At 71.0% G+C, this 24,982-nt stretch carries 17 protein-coding genes; 10 read left to right on the top strand and 7 right to left on the bottom strand.

What is annotated here, in order from left to right; translation table 11 throughout:
* The first annotated feature begins 24 nt into the window (after nt 1-24).
* The gene (locus tag bpln_RS28275; RefSeq protein WP_055140672.1) at nt 25-1,497 is read left to right on the top strand and encodes an amidase; all 1,473 of its coding nucleotides are present in this window, start codon (nt 25-27) and stop codon (nt 1,495-1,497) included.
* 485 nt (nt 1,498-1,982) lie between these two features.
* On the opposite strand, the gene glgX is transcribed toward bpln_RS28275, so the two are convergent.
* Both glgX and bpln_RS28265 read right to left on the bottom strand, forming a co-directional pair.
* On the bottom strand, nt 1,983-4,238 hold the full coding sequence (glgX, locus tag bpln_RS28270) for a glycogen debranching protein GlgX (protein ID WP_244132028.1): 2,256 nt from the start codon (nt 4,236-4,238) through the stop codon (nt 1,983-1,985).
* Nucleotides 4,239-4,509: 271 nt separating this feature from the next.
* A complete protein-coding gene (locus tag bpln_RS28265; RefSeq protein WP_042629552.1) occupies nt 4,510-6,471 on the bottom strand; it encodes a glycoside hydrolase family 28 protein in 1,962 nt (653 codons plus the stop codon).
* A gap of 501 nt (nt 6,472-6,972) precedes the next feature.
* Between bpln_RS28265 and bpln_RS28260 the strand changes: the two genes are divergently transcribed.
* On the top strand, nt 6,973-8,517 hold the full coding sequence (locus tag bpln_RS28260) for a methyl-accepting chemotaxis protein (RefSeq protein WP_055140671.1): 1,545 nt from the start codon (nt 6,973-6,975) through the stop codon (nt 8,515-8,517).
* A gap of 45 nt (nt 8,518-8,562) precedes the next feature.
* On the opposite strand, the gene bpln_RS28255 is transcribed toward bpln_RS28260, so the two are convergent.
* The 4 genes from bpln_RS28255 to bpln_RS28240 all read right to left on the bottom strand — a co-directional run bounded on the left by bpln_RS28255 (nt 8,563) and on the right by bpln_RS28240 (nt 13,006).
* Nucleotides 8,563-10,344, bottom strand: a complete 1,782-nt coding sequence (locus tag bpln_RS28255; protein ID WP_055140670.1) for a sensor domain-containing diguanylate cyclase — start codon at nt 10,342-10,344, stop codon at nt 8,563-8,565.
* Nucleotides 10,345-10,782: 438 nt separating this feature from the next.
* The gene (locus bpln_RS28250) at nt 10,783-11,181 is read right to left on the bottom strand and encodes an FKBP-type peptidyl-prolyl cis-trans isomerase (protein ID WP_055140669.1); all 399 of its coding nucleotides are present in this window, start codon (nt 11,179-11,181) and stop codon (nt 10,783-10,785) included.
* Between the two features lie 110 nt (nt 11,182-11,291).
* Nucleotides 11,292-12,041 (bottom strand): alpha/beta fold hydrolase, encoded by a 750-nt coding sequence (locus bpln_RS28245; RefSeq protein WP_055140668.1) that lies wholly within the window; start codon nt 12,039-12,041, stop codon nt 11,292-11,294.
* A gap of 32 nt (nt 12,042-12,073) precedes the next feature.
* Nucleotides 12,074-13,006: an alpha/beta fold hydrolase gene (locus bpln_RS28240; protein ID WP_055140667.1), complete on the bottom strand. Its 933-nt coding sequence runs from the start codon at nt 13,004-13,006 to the stop codon at nt 12,074-12,076.
* A gap of 86 nt (nt 13,007-13,092) precedes the next feature.
* Here bpln_RS28240 and bpln_RS28235 point away from each other — a divergent pair, with 86 nt between their 5' ends.
* The 6 genes from bpln_RS28235 to bpln_RS28215 all read left to right on the top strand — a co-directional run bounded on the left by bpln_RS28235 (nt 13,093) and on the right by bpln_RS28215 (nt 22,631).
* Nucleotides 13,093-13,479, top strand: coding sequence for a MerR family transcriptional regulator (locus bpln_RS28235; RefSeq protein ID WP_055140666.1), 387 nt, complete (start codon nt 13,093-13,095; stop codon nt 13,477-13,479).
* A 206-nt stretch (nt 13,480-13,685) separates the two neighbouring features.
* The gene (gene uvrA / locus bpln_RS28230; RefSeq protein WP_055140665.1) at nt 13,686-19,616 is read left to right on the top strand and encodes an excinuclease ABC subunit UvrA; all 5,931 of its coding nucleotides are present in this window, start codon (nt 13,686-13,688) and stop codon (nt 19,614-19,616) included.
* A 221-nt stretch (nt 19,617-19,837) separates the two neighbouring features.
* Nucleotides 19,838-20,002 carry a hypothetical protein gene (locus bpln_RS36880; RefSeq protein WP_158512083.1) on the top strand — a complete coding sequence of 55 codons (165 nt, stop codon included), beginning with the start codon at nt 19,838-19,840 and terminating at the stop codon, nt 20,000-20,002.
* A 77-nt stretch (nt 20,003-20,079) separates the two neighbouring features.
* Nucleotides 20,080-21,141 (top strand): aldo/keto reductase, encoded by a 1,062-nt coding sequence (locus bpln_RS28225; protein ID WP_055140664.1) that lies wholly within the window; start codon nt 20,080-20,082, stop codon nt 21,139-21,141.
* Entirely contained in the window at nt 21,138-21,509 is a 372-nt protein-coding gene (locus bpln_RS28220; RefSeq protein WP_244132027.1) for a YciI family protein, read from the top strand. Before bpln_RS28225 ends, bpln_RS28220 begins: the two co-directional genes overlap by 4 nt.
* 225 nt (nt 21,510-21,734) lie before the next feature.
* Entirely contained in the window at nt 21,735-22,631 is an 897-nt protein-coding gene (locus bpln_RS28215; protein ID WP_055140662.1) for a LysR family transcriptional regulator, read from the top strand.
* 47 nt (nt 22,632-22,678) lie between these two features.
* Here bpln_RS28215 and bpln_RS28210 read toward each other — a convergent pair whose 3' ends face one another.
* Nucleotides 22,679-23,236 (bottom strand): chlorite dismutase family protein, encoded by a 558-nt coding sequence (locus tag bpln_RS28210; protein ID WP_055140661.1) that lies wholly within the window; start codon nt 23,234-23,236, stop codon nt 22,679-22,681.
* Here bpln_RS28210 and bpln_RS36270 point away from each other — a divergent pair.
* Nucleotides 23,235-23,525, top strand: coding sequence for a hypothetical protein (locus bpln_RS36270; RefSeq protein ID WP_123863816.1), 291 nt, complete (start codon nt 23,235-23,237; stop codon nt 23,523-23,525). The genes bpln_RS28210 and bpln_RS36270 overlap by 2 nt on opposite strands.
* Nucleotides 23,522-24,715, top strand: coding sequence for an NnrS family protein (locus bpln_RS28205; RefSeq protein ID WP_055140660.1), 1,194 nt, complete (start codon nt 23,522-23,524; stop codon nt 24,713-24,715). Before bpln_RS36270 ends, bpln_RS28205 begins: the two co-directional genes overlap by 4 nt.
* Nucleotides 24,716-24,982: the final 267 nt, after the last annotated feature.

Raw genomic sequence — 24,982 nt, 5'->3', positions numbered from 1 at the left:
CTCGCTGTTCCAACGGAGGCGAACATGAATCTCGACGAATACACGAGCCACGACGCGGTCGGGCTCTCGAAACGGGTGGCCGACGGCGACGTCACGGCGGCCGAACTGGCGGCACTCGCCGGCGCGGCGATCGAGGCCGTGAATCCCGCGCTCAACGCGGTCATCGAGCACTGGCCCGCGAGCGAGAGCGGCGGGCACGGCGGGCGCGACGAGCCTGCCCACGGCGCCGGGCCGCTGGCCGGCGTGCCGTTCCTGATCAAGGATCTCGCGGTGACGATGCGCGGCAAGCGGCTGGAACTCGGCAGCCGGCTCGCCGCCGGCATGGTGGCGCCCGACGATTCGTGGCTGATGTCGCGCTTTCGCGCGGCCGGGTTGGTCACGATCGGCCGCACCACCACGCCCGAGATGGCGTTCAGCACCACCACCGAATCCGTGCTGCAGGGCGCCACGCGCAACCCGTGGCAGCCGGCGCTGGGCGCGGGCGGCTCCAGCGGCGGCGCCGCGGCGGCGGTGGCGGCCGGCATCGTGCCGCTCGCGCATGCCACCGACGCGGCCGGCTCGATTCGCGTGCCCGCCGCCTGCAACGGCCTGTTCGGGCTCAAGCCGACGCGCGGACGCAGCTCGAACGGGCCGGCGCTCGACGAGGTGTTCGCGGGCTTCGGCGTGCAGTTGGGCGTGAGCCGCAGCGTGCGCGACAGCGCCGCCCTGCTCGACGCGATACAGGGCCACGCGCCGGGCGAGCCCTACGTGACCGCCGCGCCCGAGCGCGGCTTCCTGTCCGAGGTGGGTCGCGAGCCGGGCCGGCTGCGGATCGGCATGATGATCGAGCCGTGGAGCGGCGAGCGCACCGATCCCGCCATCGCGGCGCAGGTCGAGGCGAGCGCGGCGCTGCTCGAGGAACTGGGCCATACGGTGTTCGAGGTGCGCCCCGCGCTCGGCGTGTCGTGGGACGCGTTCGTGCAGATGAACGCGACGATCTGGTGTGCCACGCTGGTGGGCTGGATCGAGGGGCTGGCCGCCGCCACCGGCCGGCCGGTCGATGCGACGACGCTGGAGCCGGCCACGCTGGCCTGCTTCCATTACGGCAACAGCGGCACGGCCGCCGCGTTCGCCGCCGCGCTGGCGCTGCGCAACACCGTGACGCGCGCCGTGGGCGGCTGGTTCGAGACGTTCGACGTGCTGCTCACGCCGACGCTGCCGCGCATGCCGCCACCGATCGGCGCCTACGGCGAGGGCGCCGAGGTGATGAGCGGGCTCGAATGGACCGGGCATGTGTTCCGGCAGGCGCCGTTCACGCCGCCGTTCAACGTGGCCGGCGTGCCCGCCATGTCGGTGCCGCTCGCGAGCCATCCGCAGACGGGCCTGCCGGTCGGCATGCAGTTCGCGGCGGGATTCGCGCGCGAGGCCGTGTTGTTGCGGCTGGCCGGGCAGCTCGAGCAGGCGCGGCCGTGGGCGCAGCGGCGCCCGGCCGTGTGGGCGGGGCGGGCGGTGGCGTGACGGCCGATTGGCCGTGATCGGTGCCGCGCCGATCGATGCGGAGACCGGGGCTCGCCGGCTGCCGGCCCGGCCGCTCGCGCGCCGGCGCGCCGGCCGCGGCCGGGGAAAGTGCGGCCAGCCCCGCCAGTTCGCCGAAGTAGCGCGTCGCGTCCGGTCCGGCGATCGATCTCACCGGCTGAACGGAGGCGACCCGCAACTCACCGTCCCGGACGACGTGCGCCGTGAGGCCGATACCGGGCTTGCCGTGAATGGCGCGTGAGGGCAGGCCGTGCCGGAGATCGTCGTCGAGGATCGCGTGATGAAGCAGGCCGTCTGCTTTTGAATACGCGACGGGGTGGTCCGTCGACGCTCACATTGCGTGCCGGTCCGCTCACGCCGCCATCGCCCCGCCGGCCGGATGCGGTCTGGCCGGCGGGCGAGTCGGTCGGGTGTCCGCGACCGGTGAACGCATCGCGGGCGGGGCCGGCGCCGCCCGCCGGCCGCGTTCAGTCGGTGCTGTCGACCAATACCGTCTCGAGACGGTCGAACACGCGCTGCGTGGCCGCGCTGGGCGCCTCGAGCGCGAACAGCAGCAGCGAACGGCCCGTCACCTGATAGACGTCGCCGCTCGGGAATTCGGGCAGCGTCTGGCGCACCGGCATGTTGGTATCGAGCAGACAGGTCCAGTGCCCGCCGTCCGGCACCGCCGGCAGCGTGAAGTCCACCACGTCGAAATGCGCGTTGAACACGAGCAGCAAGGTGGCGTCCGAGGCCGCCCTCACGATCCCGCTGGCCTGCGCGCGCCCGTCGATGACGAGCCCGAAGCAGCGCATCGAGGCATCGTCCCATTGCGCCTGGACGAGGTCCTCGCCCGCCGGCGAGATCCAGCGCGCGTCCGTCACGCCGAGCGCCTCGTTGTGTTCGCCGGTCAGGAACCGTCCGCGCCGCAGCACCGGCAGGCGCCGCCGCAGGGTGGTCAGCTTGCGCACGAATTCGGCGAGCGCGAGGCCGTCCTCGTCGATCCCGCTCCAGTCGATCCAGCTGATCTCGTTGTCCTGGCAATAGGCGTTGTTGTTGCCGCGCTGGGTGCGGCCGAACTCGTCGCCGCCGAGGATCATCGGCGTGCCCTGCGACAGCAGCAGGGTCGCCAGCAGGTTGCGTTTCTGGCGTTCGCGTTGCGCGCGGATCTCCGGATCGTCGGTCGGGCCTTCCACCCCCATGTTCCAGGAGCGGTTGTCCGAGTGGCCGTCACGGTTGTCCTCGCCGTTCGCGTCGTTGTGCTTGTCGTTGTACGACACCAGGTCGTTCAGCGTGAAGCCGTCGTGGGCCGTGATGAAATTCACGCTCGCCCACGGGCGCCGCCCGCGCCGGTTGAACTTGTCGCCTGACGCGGTGATCCGCGTGGCCAGTTCGGCCGCCATGGCGTCGTCGCCCTTCCAGTACGCGCGCACCGTGTCGCGGAACGTGTCGTTCCATTCCGACCAGCCCGGCGGGAAACCGCCGACCTGATAGCCGCCGGGCCCGCAGTCCCAGGGCTCGGCGATCAGCCGCACGCTGGCGAGCAGGGGATCCTGGCGACAGGCATCGAGGAAGCCGCCGCCCTCGTCGAAGCCGTGCGGCTCGCGGCCGAGAATGGTGGCGAGGTCGAAGCGGAAGCCGTCCACCTTCATTTCCGCCACCCAGTAGCGCAGGCTGTCGGTGACCATCTGCAGCACGCGCGGGCACGACAGGTTGAAGGTGTTGCCGGTGCCGGTATCGTTGATGTAGTAGCGCGGCTGGTCGGGCATCAGCCGGTAGTACGAGGCGTTGTCGATGCCCTTGAACGACAGCGTCGGGCCGAGCTCGTTGCCCTCGGCCGTGTGGTTGTACACGACGTCGAGGATCACCTCGAGCCCGGCCTGGTGGTAGCGGTCCACCATCGCCTTGAATTCGCCGAGGGACGCCGTCTTGTCCGCGAAATAGCGCGCGTCGGCGGCAAAGAAGCCGATCGTGTTGTAGCCCCAGTAGTTCGTCAATCCCTTGTCGAGCAGATAGCTGTCGTTGACGAAGGTGTGGACCGGCAGCAGCTCGACCGAGGTGACGCCGAGCCCGCGGATGTAATCGATCACGCTGTCGTGGGCGAAGCCGGCGAAGGTGCCGCGTATCGCTTCGGGCACGTCCGGATGCATTTTCGTGAAGCCGCGCACGTGGGCTTCGTAGACGATCACGTGATCCGGCGCGACGACGTTGCGGTCCGGATGGGTCCAGGAAAACGTCGAGTCGACCACTTTGCACTTCGGCACGAACGGCGCGCTGTCGCGTTCGTCGAACGACAGGTCGCCGTCGGGCGAGTCGAGCGTGTAGCCGAAGATTTCCGGCGCCCAGACGAGTTCGCCGACGTGGGCTTTCGCATAGGGGTCGAGCAGCAGCTTGTTCGGATTGAAGCGATGGCCGCGCTCGGGCTCGTAGGGGCCATGCACGCGGTAGCCGTACACGGCGCCCGGCTCCAGGCCCGGCACGAAGACATGGAAAACCTCGTCCGTGTATTCGGGCAGTTCGATGCGCTCCCGCTCGGTCTTGCCGTCCGCGTCGAACAGGCAGAGCTCGACCTTGGTCGCATGGGCGGAGAACAGCGCGAAGTTGACGCCTTGCCCGGTCCATGTCGCGCCCAGCGGAAATGGCTGCCCTTCCTGTATGAAGCGGCCGAACCGGCGTTCGGAATCGGCGGCCGTCGCGCCCGGGTCGTGGAGGCCGGGCTGCGGGAGATGGAACGTGGTGGACATTTCGAGGCTCCTGGAAGGTCAGTGATGACAGCAAAATCCGGGCCATGCGCCATGGCGGCGCGATTGCCGCGCCGGACGGCGCGGTGCCTCGACCGGGAGCGACGTCTCCTTGTAGGAAATACAAGAATGCGACGCGGCCGTGTTCCCTCCGTACACAGGTGGCGTGAGGCATGCGGCGGCCCGGATCGGTCCGGTCCGGGCCGTCATGAACGCCGTCGGCGCCGGCCCCGATCCGGGTGAACCGTCGGGACCGGCCGCCGGCGCCTGACCGTCAGCGCGCGTCGGTGATCGTCGTGTTGTAGAGCTGCCCCGCGATCGTGACGTTCTGCAGCGTGATGCCGTTGACGTTCCAGGCGTAGATCGGCCCCGGCGTGGTGGCGCTGGCCGGGCCGGCCGCGACCGGCGTGCCGAAGTCGCAGTTCGAGATCGTCACCCCCGTGATGGCGGGAACCGCCGGCGTCGGCGCCGGGCCGTTGTAGTCGAACGCCACCGGGCCCTGCGCGACGATCGCCTGGAAGCACGAGCCGGTCGCGGCGCCGAGCGTGACGTTGCCGGCCGTCACGTTGGCGATGTTGACGTTCTGCACCTGCGCCGGCCGCGTGCGGATCGCGTCGCCGGCCGGCTGGTAGTCGCAGTCGAACGTGATCAGGCCGCCCTGCGAGGCCGACGGGTTGCCGGCCGTCGCGCTGGCCACGCCGAGCGGCACCGTGGCGTTGATCGGGCTGCCGGCGAGCAGCTTGCTGCCGTAGCCGGCGCCCGTCAGGCTCACGCCGTTCGGCAGCGTGACGCCGTTCACGTAGAAGTTGCGCACGAAGCCGCCGCGATTCATGTTGGTCTTGATGCGGATCGCGATGTTCAGCGAATTGGTGGCCCAGAACTGGTTCAGCATCGTCAGGTTGCGCGCGTAGATGTTCTCCACGCCGCCACCCATCTCGCTGCCGAGCGTGATGCCGCCGTGGCCGCTGTTCATCGTGCAGTTCTGCACCACGTGGTTCTGCGCCGCGCCGTATTCGGTGTCGAGATCCTTGCCCGACTTGATGGCGATGCAGTCGTCGCCGGTGTTGAACACCATGCCGTCGCAGAGCACGTTGTTGCAGGCGTCGGGATCGAAGCCGTCGTTGTTCGGGCCGATGCTGTCGACCATCACGCCGCGGATCACGACGTTGGTGCAGTCGGTGGGGTGGTGCTGCCAGAACGGCGTGTTCTGCGTGTGGTAGTCCTCCATCAGCACGTTGGTGCAGCCGATGAATTCCACCATGCAGGGGCGCAGGAAGTGGCCGAGCCCGAAGATCCGCCGCGCCACCGGCACGCCCGCCTCCGACAGCGCGGGCAGGTAGTTCTGGTCCTGCTGCCATGGCGTGACGGGGTTGGTCAGCAGCGTGTAGAGCGCGTCGGAGATGCCGGGCGCGATGGTCTTCAGGTCGACGTTGTTCGGGTTCGTGTAGGCCTGCGAGGGCGTGCTCGAACTCGCGCAGCCATAGGCGCCGTTGGTGCCCTTGTAGGTCCACCAGCAGGTGGCCGTGTTGCCCGAGCCGGCGAACGGCGTCATCGCCTGGCCGTTGAGCGTCGAGGTCGGGCCTTCGCCGGTCAGCGCGATGTTGCTGGCGTTGCGTGCATACACGGGCGCGCCGAAGTTCAGGCAGTCGTTGGCCTGCCAGCGGCTGTAGTAGAGGTTGCCGTTCGCGCCGCAGTTGACCGGGCCGTCCTTGGCGTAGTCGGCCGGATTGGGGCTGAAGAAGATCGTGCAGTTGGCGCTCAGGTGGAAATTGACGTTGCTCTGCAGCACGATCGGCCCGGCGCAATACCAGGCGCCGGCCGGCACCACCACGCGCCCGCCGCCCGCCGCCGCGCAGGCGGCGATCGCGGCGAGGAAGGCCGGCCGCGAGTCGAACGCGCCGGTGCCCTGCGTGGCGCCGGCCCCGGGACTCACCGGCGACTTGGTCGCGTCCGTGTAGGGGCTCGTCTGCGCGATCACCGAACAGGGCTGCGCGCCATACGCCTCCACCGCGTAATCGACGGCACGGAACGCCGACTGCGTGATGCCGTTCAGCGACGCGATGATGTTGGTCGCGGCGCCGTTCGCCCCCCAGATCGGATCGACCGGCGTGGCGGGCGTGGTCGGCGTGGCGGCGCCGGTCGTCGCGGCCGGCGCGTCGTCGCCGCCGCCGCAGCCGCCCAGCAGCGCGCTGCCCATCAGCGCACCGCTGAAGCCGATGAAATTGCGCCTGCTCATCCTGAGCGTTTCCTGCTGAGCCGAATCGCTCGTATTCGTCTCGAGTTCGCGTTTGCTCACTGCTGTCTCCGTCCTGTCTTGTGATCTTGTCGATGGAATATGCGGCTGGACAATCTACTTATGTCATACGATGACACGACGATAATACGCGGGCGTCGATTGGCGCGTCTTCCGTGTCTTCCCTAGGAAAACGGGGCGCGTCGGCGTGAATTTTTCGCGTATTAACGGCATTGTCCGGAAGATTCGAATCCTTCTCGCGGGCGGGGCAGGGTATTCGACGATACGAAAAAAGCGAGACGACTGGCCGCAAAGAAGTATGATGTCCGATATCAAAAACGACATCGGTCCGCGGATTTCGCCGTTGCCGGCAAGGGCCGGACGCAGTGGTCGGACGACGGCCGCGGCAGCGGCGGACAGCAGACGACGCCGGGCCGGCTCGCGGGCCGGCGGGTCGGGAAGCATCGCGCGGGGAGCAATCGTGGCGTTCAGGAAATTCACAACATGAGAAATATCAGCATACGAATGGGGTTGTTGTTCGTCCTCGCGATCTTCGGCGTGATGATCGTGTTCGGCGGCGCGACGGGGATCGCGTCGCTGCATGCGGCGAACGGCTCGACGAGCCGCGTCCATGCCATCTCGGCACGCGTGATCCGGCTCAACGACGCCTACAAGGACATGACGCGCGCGCGCAGCGCGCTGGTGCGTGCCTACAGCACCGCCCGCGAGCAGGCCTCGGTCGATACCGGCGCGATCGGCAGCGCGCAGGGCAGCCTCGACAAGTCGGCGGCGGAACTGCAGGCGTTCGCCGACGCGCCGGCCATCGAAGGGCACGACGAGGCGCTGCGGCAGGACATCGTGCGGCTCGCGCGAACCCATGCGGACGCGGTGCAGCGCGGCCTCGATGCGCTGCGTGACAACGACCCCGCCCGCTACGCGGCGATCAACACCACCGACATCACGGCCTCGGGCGCGGCCTATTCGGCGGCGCTCGAGCGCTTCCAGCAGCAGGCCGGCCGGCTCGCGCAGGCCGAGGCCGATCTCGGCGCGGCGCGCTACGCGATGGTGGTCCGGCTGGTCGGGTTCGGCGTGGTGGCGGCGCTCGGCCTGGTGGTGGGCATGCACTTCGCGCTGCGCGGCCTGGTGGTGCGGCCGCTGAACGAGGTGGTGCGGCTGCTCGACCGGGTGGCCGACGGCGACCTCGGCATCGCGATCCCGCGCGCCGGCGACAACGAGGTGGGCCGCCTGTTCGGCGCCATCGAGCGGATGAAGGGCGGCCTCACGCGCACCGTGCGGCAGGTGCTGAGCAGCTCGGATTCGGTGAACGTGGGCGCGCGGCAGATCGCGGCCGGCAACCTCGACCTGTCGTCGCGCACCGAGCAGCAGTCGGCCGCGCTCGAGCAGACGGCCGCGAGCATGCAGGAGCTGAGCGCCACCGTCACGCGCAACGCCGAGAACGCCCGCACCGCGAGTTCGCTCGCCGGCGAGGCGGCGCAGCTGGCGACGCGCGGCGGCGAGATGGTGCGCGGCGTGGTCTCGACCATGAACGGCATCGACGGCAGCGCCTCGCGGATGGCCGAGATGATCGGCGTGATCGACGGCATCGCGTTCCAGACCAACATCCTCGCGCTGAACGCGGCGGTGGAGGCGGCGCGCGCCGGCGAGCAGGGCCGCGGCTTCGCGGTGGTGGCCAGCGAGGTGCGCACGCTCGCGCAGCGCAGCGCGGGTGCCGCGCGCGAGATCCGCGTGCTGATCGACGATTCGCTCGGCAAGGTGCGGGCCGGCAACACGCAGGTGGCCCAGGCCGGCGCCGCGATCGACGAGACGGTGCGGGCCGTGCAGCGCGTGGCGGGCATCGTGCAGGAGATCTCGACGGAGTCGGGCGAGCAGGCGAGCGGCATCGTGCAGATCGGTCAGGCCGTCGCGCAGATGGAGCAGGTGACGCAGCAGAACGCGGCGCTGGTGGAGGAGGCCGCGGCGGCGGCGGGCTCGCTCGAAACGCAGGCGCGCCAGCTGGAGGCCGCGGCATCGTCGTTCCGGCTGGCCTGATCGGTTGATGCGCGGGCGCGCGCGACGCAGCGCGCGTCGCCCGCCTCACTCGCCGTACAGCTCGACGCGGTTGCGCCCGCGTGCCTTGGCGAGATACAGCGCCTTGTCGCAGCGCGTGAGCACCTGATCGACGCCGGGATCGGTCGGCATCATCCGGTCGATGCCGATGCTGACCGTCAACGCCACCCGCAGGTCGTCGACGACGAGCGGCGAGGCGCTCACGCGCCGCTGCAGCCGCATCCCGAACGCGATCGCGGCGTCGATGCCGAGGCCCGGCAGCACCACGGCGAATTCCTCGCCGCCGATACGTCCGACGATATCGCTGCTGCGCGCCTCCTGCCTCAGCAGCTGCGCGAAGTGGCGCAGCGCGCGATCGCCGAGCGCATGGCCCCAGCGGTCGTTGAGGGCCTTGAAGTGATCGAGGTCGAGCATCAGCACGGCGGCCACGCCGTTGCCGACGCGCCGCAGCCGCGCGAATTCCGCCTCGCTCTGCGCGAGGAAGTCGCGCCGGTTCGCGAGTTCGGTCAGATGGTCGATGGTGGCGAGCTCGTGCAGCTCGGCCTCGATCCGCTTGCGCTCGGTCGCGTCGGTGATGAAGCCGTGCCATAGCGTGCCGCCCTCGGGCAGCCGCCGCGGGCGCGCCTCGCCCTGCCGCCAGCGCAGGCCCTGGCGCGGCAGCCACACGCGGTATTCGAGGCGCCACGGCGTGAGGTTCGCGGCCGACTCGCGCAGCGAGCGCCGGTAGGCCGCCAGGTCGCGCGGATCGATGCGCGCGTCGACCGCGTCCGCGCTGGTTGCCACGTCCCGCGCCTCGAGTTCGTAGATCTGCCCGATGCCGCGGCTCGCGTAGCTGAAGAAGCGCTGGCCGTCCGCCGTCTCGCGATACTGGAACACGAGGCCGTCCACCTCGTCGGTCAGGTTCGTGATCAGGTCGATGGTCTGCTGATGGCGCGTGGCCGCCTCGCGCAGCGCGGTGATGTCGGTGGTCGCGCCGACCATCCGCAGCGCGCGGCCCGCGATGTCGCGGCTCACCACCTTGCCGCGGCTGCAGATCCACTTGTAGCTGCCGTCCTTGCAGCGAATCCGGTGTTCCACCTCGTAGCGGTCCGAGCCGCCCTCGAAGTGCATGCGCATCTCGGCCTGCACGTAAGCGCGATCGTCGGGGTGTACGCGCTCCACCGCGTCCTCGATGCGGTTGCCGAGTTCGTGCGGCTCGTAGCCGAGCATCGCCTTCCATTCCGCCGAGTAATGGATCTCGCCTTTGGCGATGTCGCGATCCCAGATGCCGGTGCCGCTGCCTTTCAGCGCCAGTGCGACCAGATCGTGCGCGATCGGCGCGTCGGCGCCGTCACCGGCGGGGCTGGCCAGCACGCGCTCCAGCGCCGGGCCGGCCGCCGTGGCCAGCTGCGCGAGGAACGCGTGCCGGGCGGCGTCGAGCGTGCGCGGCGCCGTGTCGAGCAGCAGCAGCGTGCCGAGGTGGCCGCCGTGGCGGCCGTGCAATGCGCAGGCGGCATAGCAGCCGGAAGCTTCGGTGGAGGCGACGGTGGGCAGCGGCGGCCAGACCTCGCCCGCGGCGGGCAGCACGGCCGGCGCCGCGCCGGAAGCCGCATGGCCGGCGGCGTGCGTGAACGGATCGGTCGGTATCGGCATCGGCCACGCGCCGACGCAGGCCAGCGGATGCGGACCGCCGGCGGCCGGGACCACGATCAGCGCCGCGGCGCTACCGAAATGCGCGCGGGCCAGATGCAGCAGCGCGATGCATTCGGCATCCGCCTGCGGGCTGCCGGCTGGCGCGACCCGGGTCCCGCCGGTTTCGGTTGTCAGCATACGAAAGGAGATGGGAAGCGACCGCGGCGCGGGAACGGCAAGGGCCGCCCGCGCGCCGGTTGGACGAGCAATGATAAATCGGTTTGGTAACGATATGGAAATGCCGAATCCGGACGGCTCGGCCGCGCCGGCATGGGCCGGGACGACAGGGCAAGGCGCGGCCGTGCGATTCTCCGACGCTTGCGCGACCGCCGCTCGTGGATGGGGGCGTGGGGCGCATGCATTGCCCGCTGTTCGGCGAAACCGGGAGATGGCTTTTCGGAATCCTACGGATTGCGGGCCGGGGGCATTTTTTTATTCCGGAGCAGGCCGGTCGTCATCACGGGATCGGCGATGCATGGGGGTAGCGCTTGGATCCGGGCGGGATCGGCCGACCGGTCCATGCCGTGTCTCGACCGCGAGCCGGCGGAAGGCCGCCGGCTCGCGTCGACAGCTGCGTTACTGTCCGATGCCCACCAGCTCGACCTCGAAGATCAGGTCGCTGTTCGGCGGGATCGTGCCGACGGCGCGGCTGCCGTAGGCGGTCGCGGCCGGACAGGTCAGCTTCGCCTTGCCGCCCACCTTCCTCTTCTGCACGCCCTGCGTCCAGCACGGGATCACCTGGCCGAGCGGGAACGTGGCCGGGCCGCCATGCTGGGCCGAGCTGTCGAACTCGGTGCCGTTCGCGAGCGTGCCGCGATAGTTCACGCGCACCACGTCGCTCGCGGTCGGTTGCGGGCCGGTGCCGGCCTTCAGCTGTTCGACGATCACGCCCGACGGCAGCTTCTCGATCGGGTTGGCGGCGAACGCGGTGGAAGCGAAGGCGGAAGCGGCGAGTAAAGCGATCACTGATTTCATGCGATGTCCTCGTTGGATGGCGCAGCGATTATAGCCGCGGCGCCTGCCGGCCTCGTGCCGGCGCGCGGGACCGGTCGCACGGCGCGTGGCGCGCGGTTCGGGGCGAGTGATCAGGATGCGGGTTCGGATGCCCCGGGCAGGAACGCGCCAAGCCGGGCCAGCACCTCGTTCGGCGCATCCTCGGGCAGCAGGTGGCCGCCGGGCAGGGCGGCGCCCGTCACGCGGTCGGCCCAGCGCGACCAGACGTCGACCGGCGAGGTCGCGGCCGCCTTTCGCTCGGCCTCGCTCCACAGCACGAGTACCGGGCAGGCCAGCCGGCGGCCCGCCGCGAGATCGTGCGCGTCGTGCTCGCGGTCTTCCGCGGCGGCGGCGCGATAGTCCTCGCAGATCGCGTGGCGCACGGCCGGATCGCGAAACGCCCGGCGATAGGCGTCGAGCGTCGGAATCACGGCGAGCGAGGCGCAGGCGCTCACGCGCGCGGGATGATCGAGCGCGAGCCGGTAGGCGGCGCGCGCGCCGCGATCATGGCCCACCACGGCGAAGCGTTCGTGGCCGAGCCCGCGCATCAGCGCGACGAGCGCCTCGGCCACGCGCCGCTTGGTCCAGCGCGGCGTGTCGTGGCGGATCCGGCTCGCGCCGTAGCCGGGCAGGTCCGGCACGATCACGCGGTGCGAGCGCGCCAGCGCCGGCGCGATCCGGCGCCACGCGAAGTGGGTCTGCGGATAGCCGTGCAGCAGCAGCACCGGCGCGCCGGCGCCGCCGATCCGGCCTCGAAACGCGACGCCGCCGGCTTCCGCGTCGAGCGCGGCAAAGCCGGGAAACGCGTCCCGCGGGTCGACCGGCGTGATCTGGTGGGGCATGATGTTCTCCTTTGCTCGAGGCCGATGATGCCTCATTGCCCGGCGGCCGGGGCGGTCGCCGTCTTCACGAACGCGGCCAGATCGCGGTTGAAGCGCGCCGGCTCCTCGATGAACGGCGCGTGGCCCGATTCGGCATACACCTTGCTGGCGATGCGCGGGTTCAGCTCACGGGCGCGTGCCAGCGTGGCCGGCGTGTCGACCAGCGCGTCGCGTCCGCCGTACAGGAACAGCAGCGGCACCCGCGCCCGGCCCAGCCCCTCGGCCGCGAACGCGGTCATGGTCGGGATCTCGCGCTGCATGTCCCACGACGCCAGCGCGGCGTTGGCGAGCAGCCGCTCGAACGTGACGGCGGCGGGGCGATGCTGGAAGCAGAGCGCGAGGAACGCGCGTTCGCCGTCCAGATGCGTCCTCAGGTCCGGCGAATTCATGTCGCGATAGACGTCCGGATGCGCGACCAGCAACCGCGGCGTCAGCTCCACCACGCCGTCCACGTAAACGGCGCCGGCGATGTCAGCATCGCCGTGCGCGGCGAGGTAGTTCGAGATCACCACGCCGCCGAGCGACCAGCCCACCACCACCGGCCTGCGCGCGTGCGAGCCGGCGATCACGGCCGCCAGGTCGTCGCCCCAGCGGCGCCCGTCGTGATACGGCTCGGCGCCGGACGGCCGGTCGGACAGGCCGTGGCCGCGCAGGTCGTAGGTGATGATCCGGTATTGGCGCAGCGCCGGGCCTTGCAACTGCGCGTCCCAGTCCAGGCGGCTGCCGAGCAGGCCGTGGACGAGGATGATCGGCGCGCCGTCGGGGTTGCCGCTTTCCTGCACGGCGAGCTTCACGCCGTCGGCCGAGGTGACGGTGTAGCGGGTGGGGGCGGGCGCGGCGCTTGCGTCGCCCGGGGCGGCGGCGGCATGCAGCGAGACGGCGGCAACGCCGGCAGTCAACAGACGGGAGAGCGTGCGGGACAACATGGCGATTCCTTGGGAAGCGAGGGAGCCGCCACTCTGAACCCTCACACCGATGTGAGAGTCAAGCGAATCGTGCTAGCCTGCGCGGCATGAACACGATGCCTTCCCCCGAACCGCTGACGATCGGCGAACTCGCGCGCCGCACTGGCGCGAGCGTGCGCTCGATCCGGCATTACGACGGGCACGGCCTGCTCGCCTCGGTGCGTGCCGGCAACGGTTATCGCATGTTTCCCGGCAAGGCCGTCACGCAGGTCGGGCAGATCCAGCGCATGATCGCGACCGGCTTCACGATCGAGGACATTCGCGGCTTTCCGGACTGCATGCTGCTGCTCGAGGGCGCGCGGTCTTGCGAGCAGACGAGCGAGGTGCAGCGCCGGCGCCTCGCGGCCATCGAGCGCCAGATCGCCGATCTCGAACGGCGCCGGGCGCGCCTGATCAAGACGCTGTCGGAAGGCGCGGTGCCGCCCGTCGATTGAGGTGAGCGGCGGCCGCCGCCCCGGCCGGCGCCGTTGCCATGCGGGTGCGCCGCCCCGCCAGCAAGCTGTATGAATATACAGTATAGTAGCCGTCGAATCTCGCGTCGTTCCCGCCTCGGCCAGCCGCGCCCGCCTCGCGCCCGCGGCTTCTTCGCGGCCGCGCGGCCTCGTGAACACCGGTCAACCCATTCATACGGACAGGCCAATTGTCATCCAGCCATCTGATCCGCATTCGCGGAGCACGCCAGCACAATCTTAAAAACGTCGATCTCGACCTGCGCCCGGGCGAGATGACCGTCGTGACCGGTCCGTCCGGGTCCGGCAAGTCGAGCCTGGTGTTCGACACGCTCTATGCCGAGGGCCAGCGGCGCTATGTCGAGACCTTCAGCGCCTACGCGCGGCAGTTCCTCGACCGCATGGACCGGCCGCAGGTGGACCGCGTGGACGGCGTGCCGCCCGCGATCGCGATCGACCAGACCAATCCGGTGCGCAGCTCGCGCTCGACGGTCGGCACCATGACCGAGCTGAACGACCACCTGAAGCTGCTGTACGCGCGCGCCGCCGAGCTGTTCGACCGCCAGACCGCGCAGCCGGTGCGGCACGACACGCCGGAGACGATCTACGCGGAGCTGGCCGCGCGCACGGAAGCGGACGATCCGCGGCTGGTGGTGACGTTCCCGGTCGAGCTGCCCGAGAGCGTGACGCCCGAGGAAGTCGAGCAGTGGCTGTCGGCGAGCGGCTACACGCGCGTGCAGGCGCAGCGCGAGGTGGCGGCGGCCGACGGCACGCGCAAGGTGCTCGACGTGGTGGCCGACCGCTTCCGCCTGCACCGCACCGACAAGGCGCGCGTGGTCGAGGCGATCGAGGCGTCGCTCAAGCGCGGCGGCGGACGCGTGGACGTGTACGTGCTGCCCGCGGCACCCGACGCGACGGACGCGGCGGCCGGGACCGGGGCGCCGGCGGGCGCCGAGCCCGCGATCTGGCGGTTCTCCACCGGCCTGCACTGCCCCGACAGCGACCTGCGCTACGCGGAGCCGCAGGCCGCGCTGTTCTCGTTCAACTCGGCCTACGGCGCCTGCGAGACCTGCCGCGGCTTCGGCCGCGTGATCGGCGTCGATCTCGGGCTGGTGATCCCGGACGAACGCAAGACGCTGCGCGGCGGCGCGATCAAGCCGATGCAGACGCCCGCGTGGAAGGAATGCCAGGACGACCTGATGCGCTACGCCGAGCGCGCCGGGATCCGGCGCGGCACGCCGTGGTCGGAGATGACCGAGGCCGAGCGCGACTGGGTCATCAACGGTTCGCCCGACTGGGACGGCGAGTGGCAGCGCCAGTGGTACGGCGTGAAGCGCTTCTTCGGCTACCTCGAATCGAAGGCGTACAAGATGCATATCCGCGTGCTGCTGTCGAAGTACCGCAGCTACACGCCGTGCGAGGTCTGCGGCGGCGCGCGCCTGAAGACCGAATCGCTGCTGTGGCGGCTCGGCAGCCGGGCCGATGCCGACGCCGTGCTCGCGCCGGCCGCGCGTTTCCTGCCGCGCGGCGTCGACTGGACCCGCGCGCAGCTCGAGGCGCTGCCGGGCCTGACCGTCCACGACCTGATGCTGCTGCCGATCGAGCGCATCCGCCGCTTCTTCGACGAGATCACGCTGCCGAGCGCGCTGCTCGACGACGCGCTGAAGCTGCTGCTCGCCGAGGTGCGCACGCGCCTGAAATATCTGTGCGACGTGGGCCTCGGCTACCTGACGCTGGACCGCCAGAGCCGCACGCTGTCGGGCGGCGAGGTGCAGCGCATCAACCTGACCACGGCGCTCGGCACCTCGCTGACCAAGACCCTGTTCGTGCTCGACGAGCCCAGCATCGGGCTGCATCCGCGCGACCTGAACCGCATCGTCGAGGCGATGCAGCGCCTGCGCGACGCCGGCAACACGCTGGTGGTGGTCGAGCACGATCCGTCCGTGATGCTCGCGGCCGACCGGCTGATCGACATGGGGCCGGGGCCGGGCGAGCGCGGCGGCGCGATCGTCTACGACGGCACGCCGGCCGGGATCCGCGCGGCCGATACGCTGACGGGCGAATACCTGGGCGGCCGCAAACAGGTTGCGCACGCATCGAACTGGGCACGCCGCCCGGTCGACGCGGCGACGCCGCGCATCGTGCTGGAAGGCGCGAGCGAGCACAACCTGCGCGACGTCTCGGTGGAGATCCCGCTGCAGCGGCTGGTGTGCCTGACCGGCGTGTCCGGCTCCGGCAAATCGACGCTGCTGCAGGACGTGCTGTATCCGGCCATGGCGCGCCAGCTCGGCAAGGCCACCGAGTCGCCGGGCGCGTTCCGGCGCCTGGCGGGCGCCGAGCAGGTCAGCGACGTGGTGTTCGTCGACCAGTCGCCGATCGGCAAGACCACGCGCTCGAACCCGGCCAGCTACGTGGGCGCGTTCGACGAGATCCGCAAGCTGTTCGCGAAGGCGCCGCTCGCGCTGCAGCGCGGCTACGGCGCCGGCATGTTCAGCTTCAACACCGGCGAGGGCCGCTGCCCGACCTGCGGTGGCTCCGGCTTCGAGCACATCGAGATGCAGTTCCTCAGCGACGTCTACCTGCGCTGCCCGGACTGCGACGGCCGGCGCTATCGCGACGAGATCCTGGACGTGCGGATCGAGCGCGCGGGCCGCGCGCTGAGCGTGGCCGACGTGCTCGAGCTGACCGTCAGCGAGGCCGCGTCGTTCTTCGCGGCCGACGAGGAGGTGCTGCGCGTGCTGCAGCCGATCGCCGACGTCGGGCTCGAATACGTGAAGCTGGGCCAGCCGGTGCCGACGCTGTCGGGCGGCGAGGCGCAGCGCCTGAAGCTGGCCGGGTTCCTGGCCGAGTCGGCGGCGGCGTTTCGCAGCGGCGGGCGCAACGCCGCCGCGAAGGCGGCCCGCAACGCGCGCCTGTTCATGTTCGACGAGCCCACCACCGGGCTGCACTTCGACGACATCGCCAAGCTGATGCAGGCGTTCGGCAAGCTGCTCGCGAGCGGCCATTCGCTGGTCGTGATCGAGCACAACCTCGACGTGATCCGCGCCGCCGACTGGCTGATCGATCTCGGCCCCGAGGGCGGCGACGGCGGCGGCCTGGTGCTGTGCGCCGGCACGCCCGAGGACGTGAAGGGCTGCGCCGGCTCGCACACGGGCGAGGCGCTGCTGCAGTACGACCGCGCGATGGACCTGCAGGCGGCCGAGGACGCCGCCGGATACGGCGTGCCGCTGCAGGCGAAGCTCAGCGCGATGCGCGCGCGGCGCGAGGTGGAGGGCGAGGACGTGGTGCGCATCGTCAACGCGCGCGAGCACAACCTGAAGGCGCTCGACGTCGACATCCCGCACGGCAAGTTCAACGTGATCACCGGCGTGTCGGGTTCCGGCAAGTCCACGCTCGCGTTCGACATCCTGTTCCACGAGGGCCAGCGCCGCTACCTCGAATCGCTGAACGCCTACGCGCGCTCGATCGTGCAGCCGGCCGGGCGCCCCGAGGTGGACGCCGTGTACGGCATTCCGCCCACCGTCGCGATCGAGCAGCGCCTGTCGCGCGGCGGCCGCAAGAGCACGGTGGCCACCACCTCCGAGGTCTGGCACTTCCTGCGGCTGCTGTACGTGAAGCTGGGCCTGCAGCACTGCATCCACGACGGCACGCCGGTCACCTCGCAGTCGGTCGAGTCGATCGCCGCGCAACTGCTGCGCGACCATCGCGGCCAGCACGTCGGGCTGCTCGCGCCGCTCGTCGTCAACCGCAAGGGCGTCTACACCGATCTGGCGAAATGGGCCAAGGCGCGCGGCAGCACGCACCTGCGCGTGGACGGCGCGTTCGTGCCGGTGGACCCGTGGCCGAAGCTCGACCGCTTCCGCGAGCACACCATCGAGTTGCCGGTGGCCGACCTCGTCGTGTCGCCCGACAGCGAGGCCGAGCTGCGGCGGCGGCTGGACGAGACGCTCGAGATCGGCAAGGGCGTGATGCATCTGCTCGCGCCGCTCGACGGCCTGCAGCGCGCGCTCGCCGAGGGCTTGCCCACCAGCGCGATCGGCACGGTCAAGGTGCTGTCGGTCAAGCGCGCCTGCCCGGTGTGCGGCACCAGCTATCCCGAGCTGGATCCGCGCATGTTCTCGTACAACAGCAAGCACGGCTGGTGCCACACCTGCGTGGGTACCGGCCTCGCGCTCACGCGCGAACAGCGCGCGGCCTACGACGACACCGTGCTCGGCGGCGACGATCGCGGCCGCGAGCAGACGCTGCCGTCCGACGAGCAGGAGCCGGAGGGCGTGGGCAGCGAGCCGTGTCCCGATTGCGGCGGCACGCGCCTGAACCCGACGGCGCGCGCGGTCACGTTCGACGCGCATCCGATCGTCGAGGTCGCGCAGTGGACCGTGTCCGACACGCGCCGCTGGATCGACGGCCTGCAGCTCGACGGACGCGACGCGCAGATCGCGCGCGACATCGTCAGCGAGATCGGCAGCCGCCTCGCGTTCCTCGAGGAGGTCGGGCTCGGCTACCTGAGCCTCGACCGCGCGGCGCCGAGCCTGTCGGGCGGCGAGGCGCAGCGGATCCGCCTGGCCGCGCAGCTCGGCAGCAATTTGCAGGGCGTCTGCTACGTGCTCGACGAGCCGACCATCGGCCTGCATCCGCGCGACAACCGGATCCTGCTCGACGCGCTGCGCAAGCTCGGCGACAAGGGCAACACGCTGGTGGTGGTCGAGCACGACGAGGACACCATCCGCCGCGCCGATCACGTGATCGACATCGGGCCCGGCGCCGGCAAGCGCGGCGGCACGCTGGTGGCGCAGGGCGGCGTGGCCGAGCTGGCCGCGCAACCGGCGTCGCTGACCGGCCGCTTCCTCGCGCAGCCGATCACGCACCCGCTGCAGCCGCGGCGCGCCGTGAATCCGCCCGACGCGAAGCGCGGCGAGCTCACGCCGGAGCGCTGGCTGACCGTGCATGGCGGCCGGCTGCACAACCTGCGCGACGTCACGGTCGGGATTCCGCTCGCGCGGCTGGTGGCGGTGACGGGCGTGAGCGGCTCGGGCAAGTCGACGCTCGCGCGCGACGTGCTGATGGCCAACCTGCTCGACGCGGTGGGGCGCTCGGTGCTGTCGTCGCCGGCCACGCGCCGCGCGCGCAAGGCCGCCGGGCAGACCGCGCCGGCCGCCAACCGCCGCGCCAGCGTGCTGGCGCGCAGCGCGCCGCGGCCCGCGCTCGACGTCACGCACGCGTGGCAGGGCTGCGAGTCGATCAGCGGGTGGGAGTCGATCGACCGCGTGCTCGAAGTGGACCAGACGCCGATCGGCAAGACGCCGCGCTCGTGCCCGGCCACCTACATCGGCGTGTGGGACACCATCCGCAAGCTGTTCGCCGACACGCTGGAAGCGCGCGCGCGCGGCTATACCGCCTCGCGCTTCTCGTTCAACACCGGCGACGGGCGCTGCCCGGCGTGCGAGGGGCAGGGCGTGCGCACCATCGGCATGAGCTTCCTGCCCGACGTGAAGGTGCCGTGCGACGTCTGCCACGGCCAGCGCTTCAATCCCGAGACGCTCGCCGTGACCTGGCGCGGCCGCAACATCGGCGAGGTGCTGACGATGGAGATCGACGAGGCCGTGGCGTTCTTCTCGGCGCTGTCGAACATCGCGCATCCGCTGCAGCTGATGAAGGACGTCGGGCTCGGCTACCTGACGCTCGGGCAGCCGTCGCCGACGCTGTCGGGCGGCGAGGCGCAGCGCATCAAGCTGGTGACCGAGCTGAGCAAGGTGCGCGACGACGTCACGCGACGCGGCCAGAAGCCGCCGCACACGCTCTACGTGCTCGACGAGCCGACCGTCGGGCTGCACATGGCCGACGTCGCGAAGCTGATCCGCGTGCTGCACCGGCTGGTGGACGGCGGCCACAGCGTGGTGGTGATCGAGCACGATCTCGACGTGATCGCCGAGGCCGACTGGATCATCGACCTGGGTCCGGAAGGCGGCGTGGGCGGCGGCACCATCGTGGCGGCCGCGCCGCCGGAGGCGCTGGTGCGCGTGCGCGCGAGCCACACCGGGCAGGCGCTCGCGCCGGTGCTGGCGCGCGGCGGCGCCGGCGAGGCGCCGGTGGCGAGCGGCGCGGAGGTGGATGCGGGCTGAGGACCCGGGCCGGCTCGGCGTCGTCGTCGCCGGTCCGCCGGGCTTCGTCGGCCGACCGCCCCCGACCGCGGCAGCCGTCCTGTCGGGTGGCATGCTCGCGCTTCACGCGGCGACCGCCAGGTCGCCGTTTTCATTTCGTCCCGCCGCATTGTTCAGCGTCAACCCGCGGTGTCCCCGGGGCGAAGGCGATCCGGGCGTCGCGCCGGCGAGGCTTTCCAAATATGGAAAGCGGCTGGCCGGTTTTTTGCATTCACCCGTCGGCGGCAGCCGCCGATAATGCTTTCCGGAAGGTTTCCATGCGGGATCGCGCAACCGGCGCGGCGCGCCTCGGCCGCTTCGCCGGATCGGGACGCTGCTGCCTGGACGGCATTCGTATTGATTCGTGATGCGAAACGATGACGTTGCCTCGACGGTACCGTGCGTCGCCGGCGATCCGGCCTTACACCCCAAAGGAGAGTCCACGATGAAGTATCAGACATTGGGCAATACCGGCCTGCTGGTTTCCCGGCTCTGTCTCGGCACCATGACGTTCAGCAGCGGCAGCGGCGTCTATCGGCACATCGGCGAGATGAATCAGGCACGCGCCGACGAACTGGTCAAGGCGGGCATCGAGGCCGGCATCAACTTTTTCGACACGGCCGACGTCTACTCCGACGGCGAGAGCGAGGCGATGCTCGGTCAGTCGCTCAGGAACCTCGGCATCCCGCGCAAGGACGTCGTGCTGGCCACCAAGGTGTACAGCAGGACGGGGCCCGGCCCGAACGACGTCGGCGCATCGCGCGGACACATCATGGACGCGGTCGAGGCGAGCCTGACGCGGCTTCAGACCGATCACATCGATCTGTACCAGATCCATGCGACCGACACGCTCACGCCGATCGACGAAACGCTGCGCGCGCTCGACGATCTGGTGCGCCAGGGCAAGGTCCGGTATGTCGGCGTGTCGAACTGGCAGGCATGGCGAATCGCGACGGCGCTCGGCGTGTCCGCCCGCCTGAATCTCGCGAGATTCGACACGCTGCAGGCCTATTACTCCGTCGCCGGCCGCGATCTCGAACGAGAGCTGGTGCCGTTGCTGGAGGCCGAGAAGATGGGGCTGCTGGTCTGGAGTCCGCTCGCCGGGGGCCTGCTGTCCGGCAGGTTCAGCCGCGACAACCCGGCGCCGCAGGGCTCGCGCCGCTCGGCGTTCGACTTCCCGATCGTCGACAAGGCGCGGGCGTGGGACGTCATCGACGCGCTGCGCCCGATGGCCGAGGCTCGCGGCTGCAGCGTGGCGCGGATCGCGCTCGCGTGGCTCCTGTCGAAGCCGGTCGTGACGTCGATCCTGGTCGGGGCCAAGCGCCTGAGCCAACTCGAGGACAACCTCGCGGCGCTCGACATCACGCTGACGGCCGAAGAACTGGAGCGGATCGACGAAGTCAGCCAGCTCGCGCCGGAATATCCGGGGTGGATGCTGGCCACGCAGGGCGCCGACCGGCTCGAGCCGGTCGATCTCTGGTCGGACAGGACGGCGCAGGCGTCGTGAGCACGGGACGGTCGCCGGCCTCGGGCTGGTTCCATCACCAGGAGGAAACGATGCGGCACGTCCGGCTGTTTTTCGATTTCGCACCGGGTTTCGCATCGCGTCGCGAGCGCGATCGTGAATCGCATCCGCGCGTGGCATGGGCGGCCGGCGAACGGGGCGAGCTGGTGCTCGCCGGCGCGCTGACCGATCCGCCCGACGCCGGCCTGCTGCTGCGCAAGGCGGACTCGATCGACACGGTGGAGAAGTCCGTGCGACAGGATCCGCATGTCGCCTGCCCGGTGGTCCGATGGCGCATCCGGGAACGGGCCACGGCGGTGGGCGCCGACGCGGCCGCGCCGGCCGGCTCGCCCCACGGCGGGCCGCGGTAGCCGGCGCCACCGGGCAACCGGGACGCCGGCTGCACGGTGGCGCGGGCATGACGCCGGGCCGGGCGGTCCGGCGTCGCCTCGCCCCCTTTCCCCGGTCGCGGGACCGAGCGCCGCCGGCATGCCCGCGCGATCACGCGGTCCGGACGGTGCCGGGTACCGTCGGCGCGTTCCCGGCGCCGTCCCTCTGTATCATCGTCGGCGTGATCGTCAGTGAGGAGGCCCTGGATGGACTGGAACGACCTGCGCTATTTTCTTTGCGTGGCCAGGACGGGAAGCCTGAGCAAGGCATCCGGCGATCTGGGCGTGAGCGTGTCGACGGTCGGCCGCCGGATTCTCGAGCTCGAGGCGAATCTCGGCGCGACGCTGTTCTCCCGCAGCCAGAGCGGATATGTGCTGACGCCCGAAGGCGAGCGCGTGCTGGCGGGCGCGGAGAAGGTCGAGGCGGGGATCTTCGCGGTCGAGCGCAGCGCCTACGGGCTGGTCGATACCGTCTCGGGCACGGTGCGCCTCGCGACATCCGAGAACCTCGCGACCGACCTCGTGATCCCGGCGCTTCCGGCGTTTCGCGAGCGATATCCGTTGATTCGCCTCCAGATCACGACCAGCACGATGACGGCCGAGCTCGACAGCCAGGAGGCGGACATCGCGCTGCGCGTCGTCCGTCCCGAGCGCGGCAACCTGAAGATCAGGCGGCTGGGGCGCATGACCTATTCCGTCTACGGACGACGCGACTATCTGGAAGCCAACCCGCCGGCCGGACGGGATCCGCTGCAAGGGCGATCGTTCATCGCCTGGGATTCGGCCCACGACCACCTTCCCGCCGCGCGCTGGCTGGCCCGACGCGCTCCGGACGCGGACCTCGCACTCGTCACGTCGAGCCTGCCCACGCAGCTCGCGGCCGTCCGGGCGGGGCTCGGTCTAGCCGTGATCCCGGACTTTCTGGCCGTCGACGAGGATCTGGTGCAGGTCCTGCCGCCGTCGCAGCTTTTTTCGAACGACGTCTGGCTCGTCGTGCATCCCGACATCAGCACGTCCGCGAGAGTGCGGGCGGTGGGCGATTTCCTGGCGGACGCCGTCACGAAGGTCTCGCTCGACGTCGCCGCGCGCGGCGCGCGAACCTAGCGCCCGTTGCCGGGCGCCGGCGACGCGACGGGTTTCGCCGGCCTCGCTCACCGCCGCTCGAGGCGGATCTCGATGTCGCGGTCGACGTAGCGCCACTCCTCGGACGCGCGCAGGGCCGCCACCAGTTCGTCGAAGCGGTCGCGGTCGGCCGGGGCGTATTCGAACCAGGTGAGGAAATCGAACGGCTCCGATTCCGACAGGTCGCGGCAGTGATAGAGCCGGCGCGCGATCGCGGGCAGGTAGCGCAGCCCGATCCGGATGTGGTCGGAGCGATCCTCCAGGATCTCGCGGCGCGCGTCCTGCGGCAGCGCCCACCACGCCGCGTTCTTGCGCAGCGGAATCAGCGCCGCGCAGGTGGACGCGGCGCGGCCGAGCCCCTGCTGCGAAGCCGTCAGGCGCGCCTTCTCGTCGCCCGACGTGTACCGCTCGTGACTCGTGATGCCGCGCAGCAGCCAGCCCGGCGCGGCGCCGGCCGTCGCGCCGGTGCCGGCCGGCGAGACGGCGAGCGCCGCCACGGGCGGCAGGCTTTCGCCGGCCAGCGTGCGGGCCGACGTGACATGCCAGGTGCCGGCGCTGCCGCCGGCAAAAGAAAACAGACGGTCCATGGCGTTCTCCTTTCAGGACGGTGGCGGCGCGCCATCCGCGATGCCGCGCGCCGCGAATCGCGCCACCGGCATGGATTCGTTTCGCGCGCAGCGGCGGTTACAGGTGGGGGCGAAGAACGAAGCGGAAGCGACGGACGCGCGCCGATTGTCGCGGCGAATCGCGCCCGGTGTTGTCGTCGATCATGGAATGGCGAGATGTGCCGCGCCCGGCAGCCGCCGGGCGGCGCCCGCGCAAATCGAGCGGCGCTATGCTGGCCGGCGCATTCATCGATCCAGGAGGCCGGCATGAAGATCAGCGAACCGATGCGGGCCGCGCCGCATTCCCCGGTGCCGCCGCTGCTGCGGCTCGGCATGCGGCCGTTCTATCCCGCCGGCGCCGCGTTCGGTGCGCTGGCGATGCTGATGTGGCTGGCCGCCCTGCACGGCGTGCCGGCGGCGGGGCGCGTGGCGTCGATGTCGGGCCTGCTGTGGCACGTCCACGAGATGATCTTCGGTTTCGCGGCGGCCATCGTGGTGGGCTTCCTGCTCACGGCCGTGCGCGCCTGGACTTCGCGAGACACGCTGCGCGGCGGCGCGCTGGCGGCGCTGTGGCTGTGGTGGGCGGCGGGCCGCGTGCTGATCTGGTCCGGGCCGTGGGCGGTGGCGGCGGTGGTCGATTCGCTGTTCCTGCCGATCACGGCGCTCGTGCTGCTGCGCGTGCTGGTGGCGGCGGGCAACCGGCGCAACGTGTTCCTCCCGGTGGTGCTGGCGCTGTTCGGCGTGCTCGACGCGCTGTTCCAGTGGTATGCCGCGGCGGGCCGCGCCGACCTCGCGCTGCGCACCGCCTATGCGGCGACCGGGCTGGTCGTGTTCTTCGTGGTGGTGATCACCGGGCGCGTCGTGCCGATGTTCACGATGAACGCGATTCCCGGCTTCACGCTGCGCCGCTTTCGCGTGGTGGAGAGGCTGGCCGCGCCGGCCGCCGTGCTGACGCTCGGCGCCGATGCCGCCGGCGCGCCGCCCGCGCTGCTGGTCGCGGCGGGCGCGGTCACCGCGCTGCTGCATGCGGCCCGGATCGTCGGCTGGCGGTCCTGGCGCGTGGGCAACCGGCCGATCCTCTGGATCCTCCATGTGTCGTGCCTGTGGATTCCCGCCGGCTTCGCGCTGCTGGCGCTGGCCTCGGCCGGCGTCGTGCCGCATTCGCTGGCGCTGCATGCGCTGACGGTCGGCGCGATCGGCGGGGCGGTCATCGCGATGGTCACGCGGACCGCGCTCGGCCACACCGGCCGCAAGCTCGTGGCCGGCCGCTGGGAACGGTCGTGCTACTGGCTGATGATCGCGGCGGCGCTGCTGCGCGTGTTCGGGCCGCTGGTGCCGGCGGTGCCGTACATGGCGTGGATCGACGCGTCGGGCGGCTGCTGGATCGTCGCGTTCCTCGTCTACACGATCCGCTATACGCCGTTCCTGATGGGGCCGCGCGTCGATGGCCGCGTGGATTGATGCCGGGCGCAGGCGGCCGGGCGGTTCGGGGCTTGCCCGACAGGAAGGCGAGGTCGCCGGCCAGACGCGCGGGCTGCCGGAGCTTGCGAGCCGTTCCCGCCGCTCACCGCTGCTCGCGGCGAGCATGCCTGCGAACCGGGACCGATGGTTTGCGGTCGCGAGGCGGGAGCGGCGCCGCGGTGTTCGGAGACCAGCCCGCGGTCACGACAGCATGGAGATCGAAGCGGCGATACGCGGCGAAGGCGGCGCGCCGGTACGGCGGGCACC

Origin of the sequence: Burkholderia plantarii, from assembly GCF_001411805.1 — a bacterium.
Lineage (GTDB): Bacteria > Pseudomonadota > Gammaproteobacteria > Burkholderiales > Burkholderiaceae > Burkholderia > Burkholderia plantarii.
This window is presented reverse-complemented; position numbering and strand designations above follow the sequence as displayed.